The organism is Microbacterium sp. ZW CA_36 (assembly GCF_044987475.1).
GTDB lineage: Bacteria > Actinomycetota > Actinomycetes > Actinomycetales > Microbacteriaceae > Microbacterium.
This window is the reverse complement of the sequence record NZ_JBJDRL010000009.1, coordinates 34,824-59,786: the sequence shown is the minus strand read 5'-3', so window position 1 is coordinate 59,786 and position 24,963 is coordinate 34,824. Positions and strand designations below refer to the sequence as shown.

Sequence of the window (24,963 nt, the reverse complement as noted above, 5' to 3'; positions counted from 1 at the left end):
CGGGGCGCATATCGGGCGTATGCCGCCCTCCAGGCTACTGGGCGGGACGGATGACGACCAAAAGGTCGCCCGCATCGACCTGCGCGGTCGCGGCGATCGCGAGGCGTTCGACGACGCCGTCGACGGGTGCGGTGATGGCGGCCTCCATCTTCATGGCCTCGATCGACGCCACCGGCTGTCCCGCTGTCACGGTGTCGCCGACGGCCGCCTTGAGCGTGACGACGCCCGAGAACGGTGCCGCGACCTGCCCGGGCTTCGTGGTGTCGGCGCGCTCTACCTGGCGCGCCTCGACCGTGATGCTGCGATCGCGCACGAACACCGGGCGCAGCTGGCCGTTGAGGGTCGTCATCACCGTCCGGATGCCCTTGGGATCGGCCTCGCCGATCGCCTCGAGCCCGACGTACAGCTGGACGCCCGGGTCGATCTCGGCGACGTGCTCCTCCCCCGGCTTGAGGCCGTAGAGGTAGTCGGGCGTGCCGAGCGCGGTCAGGTCGCCGTACGCCTCGCGGTTCTTCTCGAACTCGCGTGCCGGGCCAGGGAAGAGCAGCCGGTTCAGCGTGCGACGGCGCAGCGCCGTGTCGCCGCCGAGGCCCTCGCGCTCGTCGGCGGTCAGCTCGGGCACGTCGATCGAGATCGTGCGACCCTCGAGCACCTTGGTGCGGAACGGCTCCGGCCACCCGCCCGGCAGATCACCCAGCTCGCCCGCCATGAAGCCCACCACCGAGTCGGGGATGTCGTAGTTCTGCGGGTTCGCCTCGAAGTCGGCGGGATCGGCGCGCACCGCGACCAGCGCCAGCGCGAGATCGCCGACGACCTTCGACGACGGCGTCACCTTCGGGATGCGGCCCAGGATCCGGTCGGCGGCGGCGTACATGTCCTCGATGAGCTCGAAGTCGTCGGCGAGGCCGAGCGCGATCGCCTGCTGGCGGAGGTTCGAGAGCTGTCCGCCCGGGATCTCGTGGTGATAGACGCGGCCCGTCGGCGAGGCCAGTCCCGACTCGAACGGGCGGTACAGGTGGCGCACGGCCTCCCAGTACGGTTCCAGGTCGCTCACCGCCTGCAGGCTCAGGCCGGTGTCGCGGTCGGTGTGCGCGAGGGCGGCGACGAGCGCCGAGAGCGACGGCTGGCTGGTGGTTCCCGACATCGGCGCCGCCGCGGCATCCACGGCATCGACACCGGCGGCACTGGCCGCGAGGAGGGTCGCGAGCTGGCCGCCTGCGGTGTCGTGCGTGTGCAGGTGCACCGGCAGGTCGAAGTTCTCGCGGAGCGCCGTGACGAGCTTCGCGGCGGCGGCCGGGCGCACCAGCCCTGCCATGTCCTTGATCGCCAGGATGTGCGCGCCCGAGTCGACGATCTGCTCGGCGAGGCGCAGGTAGTAGTCGAGCGTGTAGAGCTGCTCCGCCGGGTCCAGCAGGTCTGCGGTGTAGCAGAGCGCCACCTCTGCGATCGCCGTGCCGGTCGAGCGCACCGCGTCGATCGCCGGACGCATCTGCGACACGTCGTTCAGCGCGTCGAAGATGCGGAAGATGTCGACGCCGGTGGCCGCGGCCTCGCGCACGAACGCGTCCGTCACCTCCACCGGGCGCGGTGTGTAGCCGACCGTGTTGCGGCCGCGCAGCAGCATCTGGATCGGGATGTTCGGCATCGCCCCGCGCAGCGCCTCGAGACGCTCCCACGGGTCCTCGGCGAGGAAGCGCAGTGCGACGTCGTAGGTCGCACCGCCCCACGCTTCGACCGACAGCAGCTCGGGCGTCATCCGCGAGACGTGCGGACCGACCCGCACGAGGTCGCGCGTGCGCACCCGGGTGGCCAGCAGCGACTGGTGGGCGTCGCGGAAGGTCGTCTCGGTGACGGCGAGGGCGCTCTGCTCGCGCAGCGCGCGGGCGAACCCCTCGGGGCCGAGCTCGCGCAGCCGGGCGAGCGCGCCGGCGGGCGGCGCCGCCGCGAGGTCGATCTCGGGCAGCTTGCTGCCCGGCGAGACCGACAGGGGCTTGTCGCCGTAGGGGCGGTTGACGGTGATGTCGCCGAGCCAGTTCAGCAGCTTGGTCGCCCGGTCGCGCGACGGGTTGCTGGTGAGCAGCTCGGGGCGCTCGTCGATGAACGACGTGCTCACGTCGCCCGCGATGAACGCGGGATCGTCGAGGACGGCGCGCAGGAACGGGATGTTGGTGGAGACGCCGCGGATGCGGAACTCCGCGAGTGCTCGGCGGGCGCGGGCGACGGCGGCCGGGAAGTCGCGGCCGCGGCAGGTGAGTTTGGCCAGCATCGAGTCGAAGTGCGGGCTGATCTGCGAGCCGGCGGCGGTGGTGCCGCCGTCCAGCCGGATGCCGGCGCCGCCCGGGGAGCGGTAAGTCGTGATGCGGCCGGTGTCGGGCCGGAACCCCTGCGACGGGTCCTCCGTCGTGATGCGGCACTGCAGCGCGGCTCCGCGCAGCTGGATGCGGTCCTGCGTGAGGCCGAGCTCGGCGATGGTCTGCCCGGCGGCGATGCGCATCTGCGACTGCACGAGGTCGACATCCGTCACCTCCTCGGTGACGGTGTGCTCGACCTGGATGCGGGGATTCATCTCGATGAAGACGACCTCCCCGGTGCGAGGACCGGCCGTCTCGAGGAGGAACTCGACCGTTCCCGCGTTCTCGTAGCCGATCGACCGGGCGAACGCGACGGCGTAGCCGTGCAGCGCGTCGCGGACGGCGGGGTCGAGGTTGGGCGCCGGGGCGATCTCGATCACCTTCTGATGGCGACGCTGCACCGAGCAGTCGCGCTCGAACAGGTGCACGGTCTCGCCCGTCGCGTCGGCGAGGATCTGCACCTCGACGTGGCGCGGGCGCTGCACGGCCTGCTCGAGGAAGACGCGGGCGTCGCCGAAGGCGCTCCCTGCCTCGCGCATCGCCTCGGCGAGTGCCGGGGCGAGCTCCTCGCTGCGCTCGACGCGCCGCATCCCGCGTCCGCCCCCGCCGGCGACGGCCTTGACGAAGATCGGGAAGCCGATCTCGTCGGCCTGGCCGAGCAGGGCGTCGACGTCGTCCGAGGCCTCCGTCGAGCGCAGAACGGGCACGCCCGCCGCGACCGCGTGGTGCTTCGCGGTGACCTTGTTGCCGGCCATCTCGAGCACCTTCGCGGGCGGGCCGATGAAGGCGATGCCGTTCGCGGCCGCCTTCTCGGCGAGCTCCGGGTTCTCGGACAGGAAGCCGTAGCCCGGGTAGATCGCGTCCGCGCCGGCCTCTTTCGCGACGCGCACGATCTCGTCCACATCGAGGTACGCGCGGACCGGATGGCCCTTCTCGCCGATCTCGTACGACTCGTCTGCCTTCTGCCGGTGCAGCGAGCCGCGGTCCTCGTACGGGAACACCGCGACGGTGCGGGCCCCCAGCTCATACGCGGCGCGGAAAGCCCGGATGGCGATCTCGCCTCGGTTCGCGACCAGGATCTTGCGGAACATTCGACCTCCGTGAGCGGCGGCGCGGGTGGGCCTCTGGAAACAGGCTGAGTGTGCTCACAGCCTAGGGGACGGTAACGTGGTGCCTTGTGCACGTCCTATCCGTCAGCTCGCTCAAGGGTGGCGTCGGCAAGACGACCGTGACTCTCGGACTCGCGTCGGCGGCCTTCGCCCGCGGTGTCCGCACGCTCGTCGTCGACCTCGACCCGCAGTCCGACGTATCGACGGGCATGGACATCCAAGTCGCCGGTCGACTGAATGTCGCCGATGTCCTCGCCAATCCGAAGGAGAAGACGGTCCGCCAGGCCATCACCTCCAGCGGCTGGGCGAAGGTGCATCCGGGCACCATCGACGTCATGATCGGCAGCCCGTCCGCGATCAACTTCGACGGCCCGCACCCGAGCGTGCGCGACGTCTGGAAGATGGAAGAGGCGCTCGCCACCATCGAGGCCGACTACGACCTCGTCCTCATCGACTGCGCGCCGTCGCTGAACGCCCTCACGCGCACCGCGTGGGCGGCATCCGACCGCGTCATCGTCGTCACCGAGCCCGGCCTCTTCTCGGTCGCCGCAGCCGACCGCGCCCTCCGCGCCATCGAGGAGATCCGCCGCGGCCTCTCCCCTCGCCTGCAGCCGCTGGGCATCGTCGTCAACCGCGTGCGCCCCCAGTCGATCGAGCACCAGTTCCGCATCAAGGAGCTGCGCGACATGTTCGGCCCCCTCGTGCTGAGCCCGCAGCTTCCCGAGCGCACCTCGCTGCAGCAGGCGCAGGGCGCTGCGAAGCCCCTGCACATCTGGCCCGGCGACTCCGCCCAGGAGCTCGCGGCCGACTTCGACTCGCTGCTCGACCGCGTCATGCGCACCGGCCGCATCCCGGTTCCCGAAGACACGCGCTCCTGACGGCGACGGATGCCGGCATCCCGGCATCCGCGCGGGTGACCAGTCTGCTCACTCGATGAACACTTTGCGCACTTTGTGCACGAGTGAGTGATCAGGACTTGCTATTCGGCTCTCGATCACTGACCATATCGCCATGGCATCGATGACGCTGCACCCTGACAGCCTTGCCGTGCACGCCGGCCGCGACGATCTCGCAGCGCTGGGCGTCCACGCACTCCCCCTCGACCTCTCGTCGACCAATCCGCTGCCCGGCATCGAGCTCGGCGGCATGTCGTACGAGGTGCTGGCGACCGGCGGCCACCCGTTCGAAGGAGGCTCGAACGTCTACGCGCGGCTGTGGAACCCGACGGTCGCCCGGTTCGAAGACGCCCTCGCGCGCCTCGAACACGCCGAGGAGGCGGTGGCGTTCTCGTCGGGCATGGCCGCGGTCACCGCGGTGCTGCTCGCGCTGACGCACGAGTCCCAGCGCCGCCACGTCGTGGCGGTGCGTCCTCTGTACGGCGGCACCGACCATCTGCTCGCATCGGGGCTGCTCGGCGTCGAGACCTCGTTCTGCGCCCCCGACGCGGTCGCCGCGGCGATGCGTGACGACACGGCGCTCGTCGTGCTCGAGACGCCGGCCAACCCGACGCTCGAACTCGTCGACATCCGCGCCGTCGTCGCTGCGGCCGGCGACGTGCCCGTGCTCGTCGACAACACGTTCGCCACGCCCGTGCTGCAGCATCCGCTCGATCTCGGTGCCGCACTGTCGCTGCACAGCGCCACGAAGTACCTCGGCGGTCACGGTGACGTCGTCGGCGGAGTGGTCGCCTGCGACGCACGGCTCGCCGCGGCGCTCCGCCGCACGCGCGCCATCACCGGTGCGATCATGCACCCGCTCTCCGCGTACCTGCTGCACCGCGGTCTCGCGACGCTGCCGGTGCGCATGCGGGCGCAGCAGGAGGGCGCCCGCGTCGTCGCAGAGTGGCTCACCACGCGGCCCGAGGTCGCGCACGTGCACTTCCCCGGCTTCGCGGCGAGCGACCCGCGCGGGCTCGTGGGCACTCAGCAGTCGGGTCCGGGCGCGATGATCGCGATCGAGCTGGCCGGCGGCTTCGACGCCGCATCGTCGCTGACGGCGGCGGTCGAGCTGTTCACGCACGCGGTGTCGCTGGGCAGCGTCGATTCGCTCGTCCAGCACCCGGCCGCTCTCACACATCGCCCGGTGGCGTCGGACGCGAAGCCCTCGGACGCGCTGGTGCGCCTGTCGATCGGCCTCGAGGACCCGGCCGACCTGATCGCCGACCTGGCTCAGGCCTTCAGCGCCACCACAGTGGAGCCAGGACGGGTCGAGCCGGCGCTCGCGTGAGTCAGGCGGAGCGGGCGGCGCGGCGCACCGCGAGCTCGTCCATGGGGTCGGGCCGCTCGAACTCGAACTCGACGAGCTCGGACTCGACCTCGCGCAGCACCTTGCCGACGGCGATGCCGAAGACGCCCTGGCCGCGGCTGACGAGGTCGATGACCTCGTCGTTCGACGTGCAGAGGTAGACGGACGCGCCATCGCTCATGAGCGTGGTGCCGGCGAGATCGCGGATGCCGGCGGCACGGAGCTGGTCGACGGCGGTGCGGATCTGCTGCAGCGAGATCCCGGTGTCGAGCAGTCGCTTGACGAGCTTCAGCACCAGGATGTCGCGGAAGCCGTACAGCCGCTGGGAGCCCGATCCGCTGGCGCCCCGCACGGTCGGCTCCACGAGCTCGGTGCGAGCCCAGTAGTCGAGCTGACGATAGGTGATGCCGGCGGCCTTCGCCGCCACGGCACCGCGATAGCCGACCTCGTCGTCCATCGCAGGAAGTCCGTCGGTGAAGAGGAGTTCGGCACCGAATGGCTCACCTGCAGCCACGTCTCCGGTCATGCTCGTTCCCCCCTCCGGAATCGAATACCTCAACGCTAGATCAGCCTCCCCCTCGCGGCAATGACATCCGCTGTTCGCAGGTCGGCGTGTCGCACGCCTGGACGGGCTCCGCGACCGGTTCTGGGCTCGGCACCCGCTGTTCGGATCGCCCGGTTTGACGGGCTGATCAGGCGAGCATGCGGTCGAGCGCGGCGCGCACGAAGATCGCCCGAACGTCGTCGAGACGCCGGGTCAATTCGGGCGCGAGCTCGCCGGCACGACCGCGGGACGAGGCATCCGTCCGTCGCAGGAGCGGGGCGAGTGCCGACTCCACGAGGGCGACATCGCGCTCGGCGCTCTGTCGCAGCGCACGCACGTGACGCGGCTCGATGCCGTGCCGGTCGAGGGCGACGAGCGCGCGCAGGAGCGTGACGGATTGCTCCGTGTACGACTCGGCGCCGGCGATGATGCCCGTGCTGATGGCGTCGTTGAGCAGCTGCGGGGCGGCACCGGCGGCGGCGAGCATCTCGTCGCGGCGGTAGCGGCGCGGCGCGGGCACGATCGACGGAGGCGGCACTGCGGTCGGCGTGGCTGGGTCGCGACCGGCGTCGACGTCCTCGAGATAGTCGCGGATGACCGACAGCGGCAGGTAGTGGTCGCGCTGCAGCGTCAGCGCGAGGCGCAGCCGCTCCAGGTCGTCCTGAGAGAACTTGCGGTACCCCGACTCGGTGCGCAGCGGCGTGACGATCCCCTGCACCTCGAGGAAGCGCAGCTTGCTCGAGGTCAGGGACGGGAACTCCGGTGACAGGCGTGCGAGAACCTGCCCGATGCTGAGAAGACCCGCGGACGACGCCCTTTCGTGGGCGGAAGCCGCGGGCATCAGGCGTCCGCCGCCCGGGCGAGGTCGGCCGGCGAGACGAAGAAGTTGAGGCGGAACTTTCCGACGCGCACCTCGGCGCCATTGGTGAGCGTGGCCCTGTCGACCCGCTCGCCGTTCACGTAGGTACCGTTGAGGGAGCGCTGGTCGACCAGCTCGAAGGTCGTGCCGGAGCGCGTGATCTCGGCATGGCGGCGCGAGACGGTGACGTCGTCGAAGAAGATGTCGGCTTCGGGATGCCGCCCCACGGTCGTCACGTCGGAGTCCAGCAGGTAGCGGGCGCCTGCGGTGGGTCCGGAACGGACGAGCAGCAGTGCAGCACCGGAGGGGAGGGCATCGATCGCGTCGAGCTCCGCATCGCCGAGCTCGCTGCCGAACGGCACGAACGAGAGATCGGAATCGTGGCCGAACGTCTGCGTGGTGTCGGCGGCACGGTCGGACTCGTGTGCGTCGGCCCCTGCTGCGCGGCGGATGTCGCCCTGATCGGGTCGGCGGTCGTGCTCCACGGTTTCCTCCTCTATCCGTTCAGCCTATCCGATCGACCTCGGCTGCGACGAGGTCGTTGCGCCCCATTTCACCCGATCACCGCCACCGGCACTCCCGAGAGCTCCGGCGCGTCCGCGGGGTGAGGCGGAGCCTCGGCGCACCCGGAAAAGCGCTCGTACTGCAATGTTTCGCCGCGTGTCGCGCGAGATGCCCCGGAACACGTGCCCGCCTAGCCTGGCAGGACCGTAGACGATTCGTCGAACGAGAAGGAGACCACCGTGTCCAGCCCGCACAGCCACATCCCGCCCCTCCAGGTGCGTGAGCGTGCGGCGTGCATGTGCGACCACGGCGGCAGCTGCTCCTCGTTCGCTCCCGGCCACGCACTGCACCTGATCCAGGCGCGCCTGGCGTCGGCGACGCCGTCGGAGTGGGCGGATGCCATCGTCGAGGAGTCCGACGAGCGCTCCGGTTTCGTGATCGTCCGGACGCTGGCCGACGCCACGTCGATCGTGCTGTGGAACGGCGTGGGCGCCGCGGTGACCGCGACCCCGGGCACGCCCGTCGCGCTGCATGAGCGCTACCACGTGCTCGCCGTCGGCGGGGCGCGCTTCAACGTCCTCCGCGCGGAGCTCGCCGAAGCCTGACCGGCCCTGCCGCGATCCTGCGGTCTCCAGCGCGGGGTTTCGCGCAGGAGGAATGAGAAAGGCGACGGGCCTCAGCCCATCGCCATCATCGAGTTCTTCATCGCCATGCAGGCGTCCATGCACGCCTGGCAGGCCTGAGCGCACATCTTGCAGACCTCGCTGTGGTCCGCGTGCTCCATGCACTCGTCCATGCAGACCTGGCACATCGCGATGCACGCGTCGAGCATCGACATCATCGCCGCCGGGGTCATGCCCTGCATGCGCATCATGGCGCGCATCATCGTGTTGCACATGTCCGCGCAGTTCATGCACGCGGGCGCGCACGACATCATCTGCGTGGAGCACACCGTGCACGCCTGCTCGCAGGCCGAGCAGGCGTCCATACAGGCCTGCATCACCGACATGTCCATGGTGTCCATGCCGGGCATCGACATCATGTCCTTCGACATGGCGTCCATCATCATGGAGTCCATCGCCGCCATCCTTCCGTCACCGGGTCGGCGGGCAGATCCCCCGCCTTGCGGCCATGCTAGACCTCGGAACGCCCGGATCGAAGGGCCGGATAGGCTCGATCGCGTGATGTCACACAGAGTTCACAAGCGGCTCTCAGCCCCCGTCTCGGCGCTCGTCGCCGCCCTGCTGGTCGCCTTCGCCGTCGTGCTGGGCACGGCGTCCCCCGCTCAGGCGCACGATGAGCTGCTCGGCAGCGATCCCGCCGCCGACAGCAGTCTCGATGCTCTTCCCGCGCAGCTCACGCTCACGTTCAGCGCCGAGATCGCCGACGACGAGGGGGCATCGGTCGTGGAGGTGACGGATGCCGCGGGCACCGCGCTCACCGCCGGCGCCCCGGTCGTGAACGACAACGTGCTGACGCAGCCGCTCGCGGGTGAGGCGTCCGGTGCGGTCACGGTGCTGTGGAAGGTCGTCTCGAGCGACGGGCATCCCATCTCGGGCGAGTTCTCGTTCACGGTCGCGGGTGCGCCGGCGCCCACGCCGGCGCCCACGGAGACCACGGCGCCGACGCCGTCCGAGACGGCGACCGCTGCGCCGACGGAGACCGTCGAGCCCACCCCGACGGCGACGAGCGCTCCTGCCTCCGACGACGCACCGAGCGCGTGGCCGTGGGTCATCGCAGGGGTGCTGGCGCTCGCGCTGGTGGCCGCCGTGGTCTACCTGCTGGTGTCGCGTTCGCGGCGCGAGAAGGCCCTCGCCGCCTCGTCCGCGAGCGCTCCGGTCGCCCCCTCGCAGCCCGGCTCCGAGCCTCCGGCCGACCACTAGGCTGGAAGCATGCCTCACTACGACGTCGCCATCCTCGGCGCGGGGCCCGGCGGGTACGTCGCGGCCGTCCGTGCTTCTCAGCTCGGCCTCAAGGTCGCGATCATCGAAGAGAAGTACTGGGGCGGTGTCTGCCTCAACGTCGGCTGCATCCCCTCGAAGGCTCTGCTCAAGAACGCCGACCTCGCGCACCAGTTCCACCACAAGGCCGATCTCTTCGGCATCTCGGGTGACGTGCACTTCGACTTCGGGGTCGCATGGGATCGCAGCCGCAAGGTGGCCGATACCCACGTCAAGGGCATCCACTACCTGATGAAGAAGAACAAGGTCGACGAGTACGAGGGGCGCGGATCGTTCACCGGTCCGAACGCGATCCGCGTGACCAAGGCCGACGGCTCCACCGAGGACGTCACCTTCGACAACGCGATCATCTCCACCGGCTCCAAGGTCCGCCTGCTTCCCGGCGTGCAGATCGGCGGCAACATCGTCACGTACGAGGAGCAGATCCTCGCCCGCGACCTGCCGCAGTCGATCGTCATCGTCGGCGCCGGCGCCATCGGCATGGAGTTCGCCTTCGTCATGGTGAACTACGGCGTCAAGGTCACGATCATCGAGTTCCTCGACCGTGCGCTGCCCAACGAGGACGCCGACGTCTCCAAGGAGATCGCGCGCCAGTACAAGGGCTACGGCGTCGACATCCTCACCTCGACCAAGGTCGAGACGGTCACGGACCACGGCGACAAGGTCACGGTCGCCTACACCGCCAAGGACGGCTCCACCGGCTCGATCGACGCCGACAAGGTCATGATGTCGATCGGCTTCGCCGCCAACGTCGAGGGCTTCGGGCTCGAGAACACCGGCGTGAAGCTCACCGACCGCGGCGCCATCGACATCGACGACCACATGCGCACCAACGTGCCGCACATCTACGCCATCGGCGATGTCACCGCCAAGCTGCAGCTGGCCCACGTGGCCGAGGCGCAGGGCGTCGTGGCCGCCGAGACGATCGGCAAGGCCGAGACGATGCCCCTCGGCGACTACCGCATGATGCCGCGCGCGACGTTCTGCTCGCCCCAGGTCGCCTCGTTCGGCCTCACCGAGCAGCAGGCGCGCGACGCCGGCTACGACGTCAAGGTCGCGAAGTTCCCGTTCTCGGCGAACGGCAAGGCGAACGGCCTGGGCGAGCCCATCGGCTTCGTCAAGCTCATCGCGGACGGCGAGCACCTCGAGCTGCTCGGCGGTCACCTCATCGGCCCCGACGTCTCGGAGCTCCTGCCCGAGCTGACGCTCGCCCAGAAGTGGGACCTCACCGCTCTCGAGGCCGCGCGCAACGTCCACACGCACCCGACGCTGTCGGAGGCCGTGCAGGAGGCCTTCCACGGCCTGGCCGGCCACATGATCAACCTCTGATCAGCTGACGCGGAAACGCCCCGGACCTTCTCGAAAGGTCCGGGGCGTTTCGTCTCGTCGCTGGCGCTCCTCGCTCAACGACCGGGGGCTGGTTCGGACGCGCGCGCGAAGCGAGACGAAACGCCTCTCCACCGGTCGTTGATCGAGCGGAGCGAGACGAAACCCGCTACGACTCCTCAGTCGCCGAGCGTGCGGGCGAGCTTGGAATCGGATGCCGCTTCCCGGCCGCCGACCGCCTGCACGGCTTGTGCGGCGGCGGCGAAGAGCGCCGCGCGGTCGTCCGCGGAACCGGGTGCGGCGGGGCCGAGCTCGAACTCCCACTCCCGCCAGGTGCGCTGCACACCGTCCCGCTCGTCGGTGGCGATCACGTGGTCGTCGACGAACTCGGCGACGACGCCGCCCTCGGCGTCGCAGAGGGCATACGCCGTGCGCTGGTTGCGGATGCGGGCGATCGGCGCCAGGTGCGACGTCGCGGCGACGGCCGCGAGGGCGTCGGCGACGGCATCCGGAATCGTGTCGTCGGTGCCGAGCGGCCAGTGCAGCTCCACCCGGCCGCCCTCCGCGTCACGGGGGCCCTTGATATGCCAGCCCTCGTCGGGGCCGCCGGTGCGGCGGCGCACCGCGTAGCCGGCGTGCGCGAGGGCGAGGTCGTCGCTGTCGAGGTAGACGGCGTCGAGGGCGCGCGGCTCGGCCGCGCCGACCGAGGACACCCCGGGCAGACCAGACCAGTCGGGGAGCGCGGTGTCGTCGTCGACGTCGAATTTCAGCTCGATCTCGACCGAATGGCTCGGGCGGGTCGGTTCGGCAGGGTGCTCGTCAGCGCCGATCACGTGCGGTGTCGCTGTACGGATCGATGTCGTCCTCGGACTCGATGAACCAGAACTCGGCTTCGGTCGGCCCATCGCCGTCGCCCGTGTTCTCGGGCGACCCCTTGCGCTCGTAGACGACCTGCGTCTCGCTGTAGGGGACGATCAAGCGGTCCAGCTGGGGGTCTTCGAGGGGCAGGAGCTGCCCGTCGAGCGGGCCTCCGTGCAGTCGTGCGATGGCCATGCCCCCAGCGTAGACCCGGCGCCCGACGCCATCCGCACCCTTGCGCTCTGCCGGCCGACGTGTCTCCGTGCCGCCGACGTTCACCGCCGCGACGCCCGGCGTTCCGCTGAGGCGGCGATCGTGGTGCAAGCGCTTCCAGATTCTGCCTCTAGAATCGCGAGCGTGAAGGCCATCCGAACGTTCACGGTCCGCCCTGTGCTGGCCGACACCCTCGCCCCGCTCGATCGCCTCGCCTCGAACTGGCGCTGGTCGTGGAGTCGCGCGACGCACGCATTGTTCGCCTCGATGGATCCGGCCCTGTGGGACGACATCGGCGCGAACCCCGCCCGCATGCTCGGCGCGCTGGGTCAATCCCGCCTCGACGAGCTCTCGCACGACGAGGAGTTCGTCGCTCGGGTCCGCGAAGAGGACGAGCGGCTCACCGCCTACCTCGAGGGCGACCGCTGGTTCCAGCAGCTCGAGGGCGACAAGCCGGCGCACATCGCCTACTTCTCCCCCGAGTTCGGCGTCGACGGGTCGCTGCCGCAGTACTCGGGCGGGCTCGGCATCCTCGCCGGTGACCATCTCAAGAGCGCGTCCGACCTGGGCGTGCCGCTGACCGGCGTCGGGCTCTTCTATCGCGCGGGCTACTTCCGCCAGTCGATCGGCGACGACGGGTGGCAGCGCGAGGCCTATCCCCTGCTCGATCCGTACGGCCTCGGCCTGACGCTGCTGCGCGACCGCGCCGGCGCACCGGTCGAGATCGCGCTCGATCTGCCGGGCGACCGCCGCCTGTACGCGAGGGTGTGGATCGCCGACATCGGGCGCATCCCGCTGCTGCTCCTCGACTCCGAGACACCGTCGAACACCGACGACATGCGCCGCGTCACCGATCGCCTGTACGGCGGCGGCGGCGAGCACCGTCTGCTGCAGGAGCTGCTGCTCGGCGTCGGCGGCGTGCGCGCGGTGCGGGCGTGGTCCGAGCTGAACGGTCGCCCCGCCCCCGACGTCTATCACACGAACGAGGGCCACGCCGGGTTCCAGGGACTCGAGCGGATGTCGGAGCTCATCACGCAGGACGCCCTCAGCTTCGACGAGGCCCTCGCCCAGGTGCGCGCGGGCACCGTCTTCACGACGCACACCCCGGTGCCCGCCGGCATCGATCGCTTCTCGCGCGACCTCATCGCGGACTATCTCGCCAGCGGTCTCTTCCAGAACCTCGACGCGGGGCGTGCCATCGCGCTCGGCCTCGAGACCTGGAACGGCGGCGACCAGGGCGTCTTCAACATGGCCGTGCTCGGCCTGCACCTCGGGCAGCACGCGAACGGCGTCTCGGTGCTGCACGGCGAGGTGAGCCGCGGCATGTTCGGCATGCTGTGGCCGGGCGTCGACGCCGACGAGGTGCCGATCACGTCCATCACGAACGGCGTCCACGCTCCGACCTGGGTGCACCCCGCTCTCAAGGCCGTGAGCGAGCGGGCGTGGGGCGACGCGCGCACCGACGCCCACGACTGGACCGACCGGGCTGCCGTGACGGATGCCGAGCTCTGGGGTGTTCGTCAGCAGATGAAGGGCGGGCTCATCGCCGAGGCGCGGCGGCGGGTGGCGGCATCCGTGTCCACGGGCAACGGCCACACGCCCTCGTGGGTGGAGGATCTGCTCGATCCCGATGTGCTCACCATCGGCTTCGCCCGACGCGTGCCCACGTACAAGCGGCTCACGCTGATGCTGCGCGATCCCGAGCGGCTGACCGCTCTGCTCACCGACCCCGAGCGGCCGGTGCAGATCGTGATCGGCGGCAAGTCGCACCCGGCCGACGACTCGGGCAAGATCCTCATCCAGCAGCTCGTGCGCTTCAGCCGCGATCCGAAGGTGCGCGGGCGGATCGTGTTCCTGCCGGACTACGACATCACCCTCGCCAAAGACCTGTACCCCGGCTGCGACGTGTGGCTCAACAACCCGCTGCGCCCCCTCGAGGCGTGCGGCACGAGCGGCATGAAGGCCGCGCTCAACGGCGCGCTCAACCTCTCGATCCTCGACGGCTGGTGGGACGAGTGGTTCGACGGCGAGAACGGCTGGGCGATCCCGACCGCCGACACCGCGTCGAACGACGAGGAGCGCGACGACGCCGAGGCCGCGGCCCTGTACGACCTCATCGAGCACCAGCTCGTGCCGAAGTTCTACGAGCGCGAGGGCGGCATCCCCACCGCGTGGCTGGGCATGGTGCGGCACACCATGACCGATCTCGGCAAGAAGGCGACGAGCGACCGCATGGTGCGCGACTACGTCCAGCGGCTATACGTGCCGGCGGCCGCCCACGACGTGGCGCTGCGCGCGAACGGGTTCGCCCTGGCCCGCGAGGTCGCCGCGTTCGTCGGACGCATCAAGGGCGCTTGGGGCCGGATCTCGATCGCGAGCGTCGACAGCTCCGGCATCCCGGCGCAGGCGCAGGCCGGCGACGCTCTCGAGGTGCGCGCCGACGTGCGGCTCGACGGCCTCTCGCCCGACGACGTCGCCGTCGAGCTGCTCTACGGCAGCACCGACGAGGACGACGCGCTCGCGCGCGACCACTCGGTGTACCGCCTCTCCCCCACCGGCGAGGGCGTGGACGGAGTGCGAGCCTTCACCGGCACGCTGCCGCTCAGCGTCACGGGCACGTTCGGGTACACCGTCCGCGTGCGGCCGGCGCACCCGCAGCTCGTGTCGCCCGTGGAGCTCGGCTTCGTCACGTACGCCTCGTAGGACACTGATCACGGATGCCTCGATCCGGCGTGCTGCGCCGGATCGAGGCATCCGTCGTCCTTCCTCGAGGCTGCGCGTCGACTCGTGGCGTTTCGTCTCGCTCGCTGGCGCTCCCTCGCTCGACGACCGGGTCAGAGCACGGGACGTTTCGTCTCGCTCGCTGGCGCTTCCTCGCTTGACGACCGGGTCAAAGGAACGGTCGTTGAGCGAGCGCAGCGAGACGAAACGCGCCCCCGGCCCACGTAGGCTGGTGCGGTGAAGCCGTTCGTCCTCCTCGCCACCCGTGCCGAGGACGTGCCCGCCGACGAGGAGTACGCGCTGTTCCTGCGCTATTCCGGCCTCTCCCCCGATGAGCTCGTGCGGGTGCGGCTCGAGGCGGAGCCGATGCCGCGGTTCGATCTCGATGCGCTCTCGGGCATCTTCGTGGGCGGCGGACCGTTCAACGCTTCCGATCCCCTCGAGAAGAAGTCGGCGGTGCAGCGGCGGGTCGAGGCGGAGTTCGCGACCCTGCTCGACGAGGTCGTGGACCGCGACTTCCCGTTCCTCGGCGCCTGCTACGGCATCGGCACGCTCGGCGCCCACCAGCACGCGGTGATCGACCGCACCTACCCCGAGCCGATCAGCGTCGTGCCGGTGACGGTCACCGAGGCCGGGGCATCCGATCCGCTGCTCGAGGGGATGCCGACGACCTTCGACGCGTTCGTCGGACACAAGGAGGCGATCTCGCAGCTGCCCGCCGCGGCGACCCTGCTGGCGTCGTCGCCGGGCTGCCCGGTGCAGATGTTCCGGGTCGGCGAGAACGTCTACGCGACGCAGTTCCACCCCGAACTCGACGTCGAGGGCATCACGACGCGCATCCACGCGTACGCCGACTACGGCTACTTCGCCGCCGACGAGCTCGAGCTCACTCTCGCCGCGGTGCGGCGCGCGGCGGTCTCGCATCCGAGCCGCATGCTGCGCACGTTCGTCACCCGCTACGCGCGCTGAGTCGGACCTTCGCACCGCGCCTCGGCGGTGGTACGCTCCCCGCACCGGCTGCCTCCGCCGCCCGAGACCGAGGTGCGTCATGGGTTCCAAGAAGCTGCTCCTCACGGGCGCCGCGATCGCCGTCGTCGTGGCGGCCGCGATCCTGGTGCCGAGCGTCGCGACCGGAGCCCCGCTCCCGGCGCTGCTGCCGGCGACCTTCGCGGTGGCGCCGGATGACGGCCCCGGCGAGAACGGCCGCGGCAACGCGTTCGGTCACGACAAGGACTCCCCCGACTTCCCCGGCAACGGCAACCGCGGCGACGGTGACAGGGGCGGCGACGGCAACGCGTTCGGTCACGACAAGGACTCCCCCGACTTCCCCGGCAACGGCAACCGCGGGGACGGTGACAAGGACGACCACGGCCGCGGCAACGCGTTCGGTCACGACAAGGACTCCCCCGACTTCCCCGGCAACGGCAACCGCGGCGACGGTGACAGGGGCGGCGACGGCAATGCGTTCGGTCACGACAAGGACTCCCCCGACTTCCCCGGCAACAACGGCCGCGGGCACGACGACTCGGACGACTGAGTCTCTGACCGGTTCCCGGGCGCTCCCCCGGGTTGATCAGTCCGGCTGAGCCAGCACGACGCGCGAGACGGATGCCTCCCCCGCCGGCTCAGCGGTCTCCAGCGCCGGGCCGAGTCCGATGTCGACGAGCACGATCTCGCCGGCGAGCTCCGCGCCGCGTCCGGTGACGAGTCCTGCCTTGACCGCACCGAAGGTGACGGTGACGGATGCCGGGAGCACGGCGTCATCCGCGGTCCCGGTGTCGGGGTGCAGGCCGCTCGGGATGTCGACGGCCACGACGCGCTGCCGGCGCCCGGCGCGCGGGACGGTCGAGAGGAGCACGGTGACCGCCTCGCGCGCGGTGCCGCGCAGCGCCGGGTCCTGCGAGGCGCCGATGCCGAGGATGCCGTCCACGATGAGTCCGTAGCGGTGGGCGGTGTCGGCCAGCTCAGCGAGGTCGACCCTCCTCACGCCGGCGCCGACGGCGGCCGCGAGGGCTGACTCGTGGAAGCGGTCGGAGACCAGCAGCGCGTCGACGTCGGCGACAGCGGCGATCTGCGCCGCGGCGTAGAGCGCGTCTCCGCCGTTGTCGCCGCTGCCCACGAGCACGAGCACCCGCGGGCGCGGCGTGTCGGGGTGATCGAGAGTCACGGGTTCCAGAGCGCTGGTCATGGTGGTGGGGGTCTGCGACGACGACAGCTCCGCGCGGATGACGTCCGCGAGAGCGCGTGCTGCGCGGCGCATGAGCGGCGTACCGGCGTCGAGGAGCGGGCGTTCGGCTGCGCGGACCTGCTCGGCGGTGTAGGTCGGCACCTGGTGGCTCACGACTGCTCTTTTCCGGCCCCGACGCGTTCCTGTTCCGCCGGAGCGGCCGGCTGCTCGTCCGCCTTCTTCTTCTGAGCGGCGAGCCGTTCCCGGTCGGCGTCGGCGCGCGCGTGCGCGAGCTCCTCGGTGGCGACGCGCACGGCATCCTCCGCCTGACGCACCCGGCGCAGGGCGAACGTCGGCGAGCCGAACCGCTCGCGGACGCGGTCGACGTGCTCGCGCTCGCTGACGATGATCCAGGTCGACGCGAGCAGGATCACCTGGGCCGACAGGTTCAGCCACAGCAGCAGGGCGATGAGGCTGGCGAAGGTGGCGAGGAGGGGGTTCGAGCCGGCGCCGGCGACGAACAGTCCCGACAGCTGTTGGAGGACGGTGAGCCCGAGCGCGCCGAGGAAGGCTCCCGACCACAGCGCACGAGGACGCGCGCGCACGCCGCTCAAGCTGACGAAGGCGAGGGCGACGACGGCCATGTCCAGCAGGAAGACGACCACGATCGAGACGCTGCGCGTGGCGATCGCCGCGAAGTCGTCCTGCGTGATCCCCAGCCAGTCGAGGACGGTTCCGATGAACGAGGTGCCCACGAAGGTCGCACCCGCTGACAGGACGAACCCGCCGCCGATCGCGATCGCGAGCAGCAGGTTTCGCAGCAGCACCCAGACGAAGAAGACGTCGTCGTGCACCCGGTCGGCCAGGGTGCGGATCGCCACGCGCAGCGACCCGATCGCGCCGATCGCCGCTCCGACGAGCGCGACGAGCGCGATGATCCCGGCGACGGTGAATCCAGCGGGCGCCTGGATGTCGGAGACGTCGACGATCCCGCCCTCGCCGACGAGGCCAGGGATCGCGGCATCCACCGCGTCCACGAGCGACTTCCATGCCGCAGGGTTGTCGCTCAGCCAGACGGCCGCGAACGAGAAGCCCAGCAGCACACCCGCGAACACCGAGAACAGGGAACGGTAGGTGATGCTGTCCGAGAGCATCGGGCCGCGCCGCTCGGCGTAGTGCAGCCACACCCGTACGAGCCGCAGTGACAGCGCCCAGGCCGTCACCTTCGCGATCAGGTCCGCCATGGCGCCACCTTATCGAGTGCGCGCGGGGACCCTGCCCAGGCTTGACGCGGGCCACATAGTATGTCCATGGGGATTGGGGAATTGCCGTGAGAGGTCTTGCACAGACGCTCGTGCTCACCGGAGCCGTACGAGCCGCCGACATGTCAGCCGCCATCGCGCAGGCGGGGGGCGCTGACGGGCCCGAGCTGCAGCGATTGCTGGTGAGCTCGAAGCTCGTGACCGAGGGGCAGGTCGCCGAGGCGATCGCCCTGCACACCGGCCATCGGTACGTCGACCTCGCGAGCATGCCGCTCGACCCGAATGTGGTCGCGCTCGTGCCGGGCAACCTGTGCCGCAAGTACGGCCTCATCCCGGTAGACCTTCGGGGCGAACGTCTGACCGTGGGCGTGCTCGACCCGACCGACATCGTCGCGCTCGACGACGTCGCGAGCATCACCGACCTCTTCGTCGAGCCGGTCGTCGTCGCCGAAGACGCGCTGACGCAGATGTTCGAGCGGTTCCTCCGCTCCGACGAAGAGCTCAGCGAGCTGTCGATGACGATCGAGGAGTCCAGCGAGTCGAACCAGGCCGCGTTCACCGAGACCCTCGAGGAGCAGGACAACGACGCCCCCATCGTCCGCTTCGTGAACCTGCTCATCGCGCAGGCCATCAACGACCGTGCCAGCGACATCCACGTCGAGCCGGGCGAGAAGCAGCTCACCGTGCGGTTCCGCATCGACGGCGTGCTGCACGAGATGCAGAAGGCCGACCGGGCTATCCAGGACGGCATCATCTCGCGTCTGAAGATCATGTCGTCGATCGACATCGCCGAGAAACGCAAGCCGCAGGACGGCCGCCTGTCGGTGACGCACGAGAACCGCTCGGTCGACCTGCGTGTGGCGACGCTGCCCACGGTGTGGGGCGAGAAGATCGTGATGCGCATCCTCGACAACACCGGCCAGGTCATGACGATGCGCGACCTCCTGTTCTCGAGCACCAACGAGAAGCGGTTCCGCGAGGCGATCACGAAGCCGCACGGCATGATCCTCGCGACCGGGCCGACCGGTTCGGGCAAGTCGACCAGTCTGTACACCGCCTTGCGCGCGATCGCGAACCCCAAGATCAACGTCATCACCGTCGAAGACCCGGTGGAGTACCGCATCGCCGGCATCAACCAGGTGCAGGTGAACAACCGCGCCGGCCTGACGTTCTCGACCGCGCTGCGGTCGATCCTCCGCTCCGACCCCGACGTCGTGCTCGTCGGTGAGATCCGCGACTTCGAGACCGCGAACATCTCCATCGAGGCGGCGCTCACCGGTCACCTCGTGCTGTCGACGCTGCACACCAACGACGCGCCGTCCGCGCTGACCCGCCTGACCGAGATCGGCTGCGAGCCGTTCCTCGTCGCCACGGCGCTGTCGGCGGTCATCGCGCAGCGCCTCTCACGCCGGCTGTGCATGCGCTGCCGTGAGCCGCTCGTCGAGACGAGCGAGGTGCTCACGTCGCTGGGCTTCCCGCACGACCCCGGCGATCTGCCGCAGCTGTACCGGGCAGCCGGGTGCCCCGCCTGCTCGAACACCGGCTACCGCGGCCGCGTCGCGCTCCACGAGATCATGACGCTGAGCGACGAGATCGAGTCGCTCGTCGTGACCCGAGCGACGGGCAGCGAGATCCGTCAGGTTGCGCTGCAGCAGGGCATGATCTCGCTGCGCGAGGACGGCTGGTCCAAGGTCGCGCAAGGCCTGACGACGATCGAAGAGGTCCTCCGCGTCACCGTATGACGCGCCCGCCAGCTCCCGGCGCATCCGAGCGGCTCGACCCGTTTCGTCTCGGTCGCTGGCGCTCGCTCGCTCAACGACCGGCACCTCTGCTCAGCCGCTGTGCCCGTCGAAGCACCCCACCGCTCCGACCCCCGGTCGCTGAGCGAGCGAGGAACGAGCGAGACGAAACGCGTGCCTACTGCTGTGCGAGCTCCCCGTAGAGCGTGAAGATCGGCAGGTAGAGCGAGATCACCATGCCGCCGATCACGATGCCGAGACCGACGATGAGGATCGGCTCGATGGTCGACGACAGCTGGGCAGTCGCCGTCTCGACCTCGTCCTCGTAGAAGTCGGCGATCGACGAGAGCATGTCGACGAGCGTGCCCGACTCCTCGCCGACCGAGACCATCTGCGGCACCATCGCCGGGAAGACCTCGGCCTTCGCGAGCGGTGCGGCGAACGAGCGACCCTGACGGATCGACTCCTGCACGTCGCGCACGGCCTCCTCGATCTTCCAGTTGTTCGACGCCTGGCCGACGATCGAGAGCGCCTGGATGATCGGAACGCCCGCGTTCAGCATCATCGACAGGTTGCGTGCGAATCGGGCGACCGCGATCTTGGTGGTCAGCTTGCCGAAGACGGGCATCTTCAGCTTGATCGGGTCGACGACCTTCCGGTACTGCAGCGTGTGGCGATTGGTGCGCCACCAGATCACCGCGACGATCACGACGAGCACGATGGCGGGAATCATCCACCACATGTTGTTCGAGATCGTGACGAGGATCTGCGTCGGCAGCGGCAGCGAGCTGCCCAGCCCCTTGAACATGCCCTCGAAGATCGGCACGACGAACGTCACCATGACGAGCACGCCGACGATCGCGATGAAGAGCACGATCGCGGGGTAGGTGATGGCCGCGCGGATCTTGTTCTGCAGCTCGGCGTCGCGCTGGTAGTTATCGGCGATCGACGTCAGGGCGCTGCCGAGGAAGCCGCCGGCCTCACCCACCTTCACGATGCTGAGCATCAGCGGCGGGAAGGTCTGCGGATGCCGCGCGAGCGCCGCCGAGAACGACGAGCCTGACTCGACATCGGCCTGCACCTGCACGAGGGCGGGCTGCAGGCGCTTGTCGTCGGTCTGCTCGATGAGGATCGCGAGCGTCCGCATCAGCGGCAGGCCGGCGTTGATGAGACCGGCCATCTGTCGCGAGAACACCGCGAGGGTGCGCGCCGAGACGGTCTTGGTGGCTCCCGGCAGCTTGATGTCGCGGTTCAGGCCGGTGTTCGACTTGAGCGTGACCTCGAGAGGCGTGAGCCCCTGCGCCTTGAGCTTGCCGGTTACGGCGGACTCGCTCGCCGCCTCGATCGTGCCCTTGACGACCGATCCGCCGCGCGGATCGACGGCCCGGTAGACGAATTCCTGTACGACGGCCATGTCAGGCCCCCTTCTCGGGCGCCGGCAGGCCCAGTTCGGCCCACGAGTCGGCGTCGTTCAGATACGTGTCGTCGGCAGCGCCCCACTCGACGTCGCGTGCCGTCGGGTCGACGCGGCCGCCCACCGTCGGCGAACCGAAGCGCGAGCCCATGCCGACGCCCGTTCCCGCGGCGGCATTCGCGGGGACGGATGCCGCGGCATCCGCCTGCCGCCATTCGCCGGCGTGGTGCGCCCACTCCTCGGCGTCGAGGTCGCGCGGCTTGACGTAGACGCCGTCGAGGCTCTTCGGGTCGACCGCGAAGTCCATCGCGACGTTGCGGGCGATCGTGCCGTCGGCGACGAGGCGGCGAAGATCCTGATCGAGCGTGTGCATGCCGATCTCGGAGCCCGCCTGCATCGCCGAGTAGATCTGCGCGACCTGACCCTCGCGGATCATGTTGGCCACCGCAGGCGTGTTGATGAGCACCTCGGTTGCGATCGTGCGGCCGTTCACCTGCGCGAGCGGCAGCAGCGTCTGGCTGATGATGCCCTGCAGCGTGTCGCCCAGCTGCGTGCGGATCTGATGCTGCTGGTCGGCGGGGAACACGTCGATGATGCGGTTGATGCTCTTCGCGGCGCCCTGCGTGTGCAGCGTCGACAGCACCAGGTGTCCGGTCTCGGCCGCTGACAGGGCCGTCGAGATGGACTCGGGGTCGCGCAGCTCGCCGATGAGGATCACGTCGGGGTCCTGGCGAAGCACGCGCCGGAGCGCTTCGGCGAACGAGTTGGTGTCACGGCCGACCTCGCGCTGGTGGATGAGCGCGCGCTTGGACTGGTGATGGAACTCGATCGGGTCCTCGATCGTGATGATGTGCGCCGCCACCAGCTGGTTGACGATGTCGACCATGGCCGTGAGGGTCGTCGATTTGCCCGAACCTGTCGGCCCGGTCAGGAGCACGAGCCCACGGGGGCGCAGTGCGAGGTCGCGCGCGATCGGCGGAGCACCGAGCTCTTCGAGGGTGTACACGCGGTCGGGGATGTAGCGCAGCGCGATCGCGATCGACCCGAGCTGCCGGTACACGTTGGTGCGGAAGCGACCGATGCCCGCTGTCGCGTGGGCGAGGTCGACCTCACCGTGCTCCAGGAACTCCCGCTTCTGCCCCTCGCTCATGAGGGCGAACGCGGTGCGCTCGACCCACTCGTCCGACAGCACCTCGGGGTACCCGGGCACCGGCACCAGGTCGCCGTCCACGCGCAGCAGCGGCGGCGCGCCGGCAGTGATGTGCACATCGGAGGCCCGGTAGCGCGCGCCGCGTGCCAGGAGCGTCTCGAAGTCCAGCTCGTCCATGGCCGTCACCCTTCCGCGTCCATGAAGGTCAGGGCGGTGATCTGCACGTCGAACGTGCCCTCACCGCTCTGCGTCGTGGTCGCCGTGATGCTGTTGAGCAGGCGCGGGCCCGCGCGCAGCGCGTCGAGGAACGCGGTCGCCTGCGCCATGTCGGTCGCGCTGGCGCTGATCACGAAGTCGACCTGCTGACGTCCCGCCGCGGCCGCGATGCCTCCGCCGGCGGCGGCATCCGTCGTCGCTCCGGCGGTGGTGTCGGCGGCGCCCTCGGTCGCCGACGGCGTCGGGTCGGGTGCCGGCGCCGGCGCGACCGCAGCGGCGGCGGCGTCACCGTCGATGACGCCGGTGCGTGTCGTGAAGAGCACCTGCTCTCCGGCGGTCACGGAGGTGAGGGAGACTCCGGATGCCTCGGCCGCTCGTCCGACGACCTCGAAGACGTCGTCGAGTTGCGCGGTGGCGGGAATCTGCGAACGGAGCCCGGAGACCTCCGCGTTGATCTGCTCGAGGTTCTCCTCCTCGGCGGTGAGATGGTCGACCTGGGCCTGGTATATCGCGTTGGTGTTCGCGACGGTGGCGGTCTGCCCGTCGACGCCGACCGCCTGGAAGTACAGCGGCAGGGCGACCAGGAACACGCCGAGCGCGATGACGCCGAGCGAGACGATGAGTCCGAGCGCGGTGACGAGGTGCTTGGGCATCACTCGCTCCCTTCTTCGGCCGCGTACTGATTGGAGTACACGGTCTGGTCGAACTCGACGTCGAGCAGGTACGCGTAGCGCCCCTCCGACACCTGGCTCGACGTGACGGATTGGCCGTCGGCGTACAGCACGCCCTCGACACCGCGCAGCGACCGGATGATCGCGACGATGTCGAGCGGTGTCGGGCTGTCGATCGTGACCGTCCCGACGACACCCTGCTCGGCGGTCGGGTCGTCGCCCTGCGCCGCGCCGCCGGCGGCGAAGTCGAAGGCGGTGAGAGTGGTCTCGGCGGGCAGGATGCCGGAGATCTTGGCGATCACCGGCGTCCAGGCGAGGTCGACGGCCATGGCCTCGGTGCGGTAGTCGGTGAGCTCGGCCTCGGTCGCGAGCGCCTGGCTCACTTCCGAGAGCGACGAGATCTCGACGAGGAGCGCGTTGGTCTCGGCCTGCTCCGCGGCGAGGCGCTGGTCGGCGAAGAACTTGAACGCGAAGGCGCCGGCGATGATGAGGAGTGCGACGACGATGGCGCCGAGCACGACCCACACCCAGAGGCGCACGAGCTTGTCACGTTCGCGACGCACGACCTCGCTGCGCGGCATCAGGTTGACGCGGGGCACTCCCGCGAACGGAGCCGGGATGGCGGTCATCGGCCGGCCTCCCCGAGTGCGATGCCGATGGTGCCGACGAGGTTGAGCGAGACGTCGCCGGCGGGCGGCGGAGTCACGATCGAGACGACGTCGCCGGCCGACACGATGGTCATCGGCGTGTCGATGGCGGCGGTGAGTGCGGCCATCACGCCTTCGACCGCCGCGCCGGCGCCCGTGACGAAGAGGCGCGTCAGCGGCGCGGCGCTCGGCCGGCTGCCGAAGAACGCCAGCGTGCTGCGGACGCGTGCGGCGAGGTCGGATGCTCCCGGCGGCGTCGCCGCGCGCATGGCACCGCGCGTGCGGCCGGCGGCGACGGCGGAGCCGAGGCCGTTCCCGCCTGCGGCGGCGAGCTCGAGTTCCGGCTCGGCGATCTCCGCGCTGTGCCGGCGAACCGCTGCGGTTGCGACGTCGATGGGCAGGAGTCGTACGAAGAGCGGCACCCCGCCGCGCGAGATCACGACCTGCGTGGTGTGGTCGCCGATGCCGACTGTCGCCACAGTCTCGTCCGGTGCCGCGAGTGCGGCGGTCGCACGGGCGAGTCCGAAGGCCGCCAGGTCGACTGCCTGCGCGCGCACCTTGACCTTCGACAGGGTCGAGATGATCTGCTCGATGCTGTCCGACACGGCCGCCACCAGCAGACCCGACACCTGGTCGCCGTTCTGGGCGAGCGGGAAGAAGTCCAGCACCGCCTGACTCGCGGGCACCGGCAGCAGGTCCTGCACCTGGTAGGGCAGGGCCTCGCGCAGCAGGTCGGGCCGCATCGCCTGCGTCGTGTACTCGCGCACCAGGATGCGGCGGCTGGCGACGCCGAGCACGGCATCCTTGCTCTTGAACTTCGCGCCGGTCCACAGCTGCCGGAGTGCGACGGCGACGGCGCCCGGGTCGAGCACCTCCGAGTCCTTCGCAGCGTCGGGCGGCAGCGGCACTTCGCCGTATGCGATGAGCTGGGGTTTGCGACCGAGTGAGAGCTCCGCAGCGCGCACGCTCTCTTCGGTCACCTCCAGCCCCACGATCGTCTTCGCCAT

At 70.2% G+C, this 24,963-nt stretch carries 23 protein-coding genes; 9 read left to right on the top strand and 14 right to left on the bottom strand.

Translation table 11 applies throughout. The annotated features are described in order from the left end of the window. Positions 1–34: 34 nt before the first annotated feature. A complete protein-coding gene (locus tag ACI3KX_RS06495; protein ID WP_404908848.1) occupies positions 35–3,442 on the bottom strand; it encodes a pyruvate carboxylase in 3,408 nt (1,135 codons plus the stop codon). Between the two features lie 86 nt (positions 3,443–3,528). On the opposite strand from ACI3KX_RS06495, the gene ACI3KX_RS06490 reads away from it, so the two are divergent. Together ACI3KX_RS06490 and ACI3KX_RS06485 are read left to right on the top strand one after the other, a co-directional pair. Beyond that, positions 3,529–4,338 (top strand): ParA family protein, encoded by an 810-nt coding sequence (locus ACI3KX_RS06490; RefSeq protein ID WP_308867590.1) that lies wholly within the window; start codon positions 3,529–3,531, stop codon positions 4,336–4,338. Between the two features lie 133 nt (positions 4,339–4,471). Further along, positions 4,472–5,686: a trans-sulfuration enzyme family protein gene (locus ACI3KX_RS06485; protein WP_404908844.1), complete on the top strand. Its 1,215-nt coding sequence runs from the start codon at positions 4,472–4,474 to the stop codon at positions 5,684–5,686. A 1-nt stretch (position 5,687) separates the two neighbouring features. Here ACI3KX_RS06485 and ACI3KX_RS06480 read toward each other — a convergent pair whose 3' ends face one another. From ACI3KX_RS06480 to ACI3KX_RS06470, 3 genes are all read right to left on the bottom strand, one after another. After that, entirely contained in the window at positions 5,688–6,230 is a 543-nt protein-coding gene (locus tag ACI3KX_RS06480) for a MerR family transcriptional regulator (RefSeq protein ID WP_308867592.1), read from the bottom strand. Between the two features lie 166 nt (positions 6,231–6,396). Next, a complete protein-coding gene (locus ACI3KX_RS06475; RefSeq protein WP_349427760.1) occupies positions 6,397–7,089 on the bottom strand; it encodes a MerR family transcriptional regulator in 693 nt (230 codons plus the stop codon). Next, positions 7,089–7,592: an FHA domain-containing protein gene (locus ACI3KX_RS06470; RefSeq protein ID WP_331910068.1), complete on the bottom strand. Its 504-nt coding sequence runs from the start codon at positions 7,590–7,592 to the stop codon at positions 7,089–7,091. The genes ACI3KX_RS06475 and ACI3KX_RS06470 overlap by 1 nt, the downstream gene beginning before the upstream one ends. Before the next feature lie 258 nt (positions 7,593–7,850). Between ACI3KX_RS06470 and ACI3KX_RS06465 the strand changes: the two genes are divergently transcribed. Further along, positions 7,851–8,216: a hypothetical protein gene (locus tag ACI3KX_RS06465; RefSeq protein WP_349427761.1), complete on the top strand. Its 366-nt coding sequence runs from the start codon at positions 7,851–7,853 to the stop codon at positions 8,214–8,216. Positions 8,217–8,287: 71 nt separating this feature from the next. Here ACI3KX_RS06465 and ACI3KX_RS06460 read toward each other — a convergent pair whose 3' ends face one another. Further along, positions 8,288–8,689 (bottom strand): hypothetical protein, encoded by a 402-nt coding sequence (locus ACI3KX_RS06460; protein WP_194415860.1) that lies wholly within the window; start codon positions 8,687–8,689, stop codon positions 8,288–8,290. A 106-nt stretch (positions 8,690–8,795) separates the two neighbouring features. On the opposite strand from ACI3KX_RS06460, the gene ACI3KX_RS06455 reads away from it, so the two are divergent. Next, positions 8,796–9,494 (top strand): copper resistance protein CopC, encoded by a 699-nt coding sequence (locus ACI3KX_RS06455; protein ID WP_404908838.1) that lies wholly within the window; start codon positions 8,796–8,798, stop codon positions 9,492–9,494. Between the two features lie 9 nt (positions 9,495–9,503). After that, on the top strand, positions 9,504–10,901 hold the full coding sequence (gene lpdA / locus ACI3KX_RS06450) for a dihydrolipoyl dehydrogenase (RefSeq protein WP_404908835.1): 1,398 nt from the start codon (positions 9,504–9,506) through the stop codon (positions 10,899–10,901). Positions 10,902–11,077: 176 nt separating this feature from the next. Here the strand turns inward: lpdA and ACI3KX_RS06445 are convergent, their stop codons facing one another. After that, complete coding sequence (locus tag ACI3KX_RS06445) at positions 11,078–11,731, bottom strand: CYTH domain-containing protein (RefSeq protein WP_404908832.1); 654 nt, start codon at positions 11,729–11,731, stop codon at positions 11,078–11,080. Next, positions 11,718–11,951 carry a response regulator gene (locus tag ACI3KX_RS06440; RefSeq protein ID WP_349427766.1) on the bottom strand — a complete coding sequence of 78 codons (234 nt, stop codon included), beginning with the start codon at positions 11,949–11,951 and terminating at the stop codon, positions 11,718–11,720. Before ACI3KX_RS06440 ends, ACI3KX_RS06445 begins: the two co-directional genes overlap by 14 nt. Positions 11,952–12,113: 162 nt before the next feature. Between ACI3KX_RS06440 and glgP the strand changes: the two genes are divergently transcribed. The 3 genes from glgP to ACI3KX_RS06425 all read left to right on the top strand — a co-directional run bounded on the left by glgP (position 12,114) and on the right by ACI3KX_RS06425 (position 16,227). Further along, a complete protein-coding gene (gene glgP / locus ACI3KX_RS06435; RefSeq protein ID WP_404908829.1) occupies positions 12,114–14,672 on the top strand; it encodes an alpha-glucan family phosphorylase in 2,559 nt (852 codons plus the stop codon). A 255-nt stretch (positions 14,673–14,927) separates the two neighbouring features. Then, on the top strand, positions 14,928–15,659 hold the full coding sequence (locus tag ACI3KX_RS06430; protein WP_349427768.1) for a glutamine amidotransferase: 732 nt from the start codon (positions 14,928–14,930) through the stop codon (positions 15,657–15,659). 79 nt (positions 15,660–15,738) lie between these two features. After that, the gene (locus ACI3KX_RS06425) at positions 15,739–16,227 is read left to right on the top strand and encodes a hypothetical protein (protein ID WP_404908826.1); all 489 of its coding nucleotides are present in this window, start codon (positions 15,739–15,741) and stop codon (positions 16,225–16,227) included. Between the two features lie 36 nt (positions 16,228–16,263). On the opposite strand, the gene ACI3KX_RS06420 is transcribed toward ACI3KX_RS06425, so the two are convergent. Together ACI3KX_RS06420 and ACI3KX_RS06415 are read right to left on the bottom strand one after the other, a co-directional pair. Then, positions 16,264–17,031, bottom strand: coding sequence for an NAD(P)H-hydrate epimerase (locus ACI3KX_RS06420; RefSeq protein WP_404908823.1), 768 nt, complete (start codon positions 17,029–17,031; stop codon positions 16,264–16,266). Then, entirely contained in the window at positions 17,028–18,101 is a 1,074-nt protein-coding gene (locus tag ACI3KX_RS06415) for a YihY/virulence factor BrkB family protein (RefSeq protein ID WP_404908820.1), read from the bottom strand. The genes ACI3KX_RS06420 and ACI3KX_RS06415 overlap by 4 nt, the downstream gene beginning before the upstream one ends. Positions 18,102–18,187: 86 nt before the next feature. Here ACI3KX_RS06415 and ACI3KX_RS06410 point away from each other — a divergent pair, with 86 nt between their 5' ends. Next, positions 18,188–19,861: a GspE/PulE family protein gene (locus tag ACI3KX_RS06410; RefSeq protein WP_404908817.1), complete on the top strand. Its 1,674-nt coding sequence runs from the start codon at positions 18,188–18,190 to the stop codon at positions 19,859–19,861. 175 nt (positions 19,862–20,036) lie between these two features. Here the strand turns inward: ACI3KX_RS06410 and ACI3KX_RS06405 are convergent, their stop codons facing one another. The 5 genes from ACI3KX_RS06405 to pilM are packed head-to-tail and all read right to left on the bottom strand — an operon-like array spanning position 20,037 to position 24,963. Beyond that, on the bottom strand, positions 20,037–21,272 hold the full coding sequence (locus ACI3KX_RS06405) for a type II secretion system F family protein (RefSeq protein WP_349427773.1): 1,236 nt from the start codon (positions 21,270–21,272) through the stop codon (positions 20,037–20,039). A gap of 1 nt (position 21,273) precedes the next feature. Continuing rightward, a complete protein-coding gene (locus ACI3KX_RS06400; protein ID WP_363357571.1) occupies positions 21,274–22,599 on the bottom strand; it encodes a type IV pilus twitching motility protein PilT in 1,326 nt (441 codons plus the stop codon). A 5-nt stretch (positions 22,600–22,604) separates the two neighbouring features. After that, positions 22,605–23,291: a hypothetical protein gene (locus ACI3KX_RS06395; RefSeq protein ID WP_404908813.1), complete on the bottom strand. Its 687-nt coding sequence runs from the start codon at positions 23,289–23,291 to the stop codon at positions 22,605–22,607. Then, a complete protein-coding gene (locus ACI3KX_RS06390) occupies positions 23,291–23,938 on the bottom strand; it encodes a hypothetical protein (protein ID WP_404908810.1) in 648 nt (215 codons plus the stop codon). Before ACI3KX_RS06390 ends, ACI3KX_RS06395 begins: the two co-directional genes overlap by 1 nt. Further along, a complete protein-coding gene (gene pilM / locus ACI3KX_RS06385) occupies positions 23,935–24,963 on the bottom strand; it encodes a pilus assembly protein PilM (protein ID WP_404908807.1) in 1,029 nt (342 codons plus the stop codon). Before pilM ends, ACI3KX_RS06390 begins: the two co-directional genes overlap by 4 nt.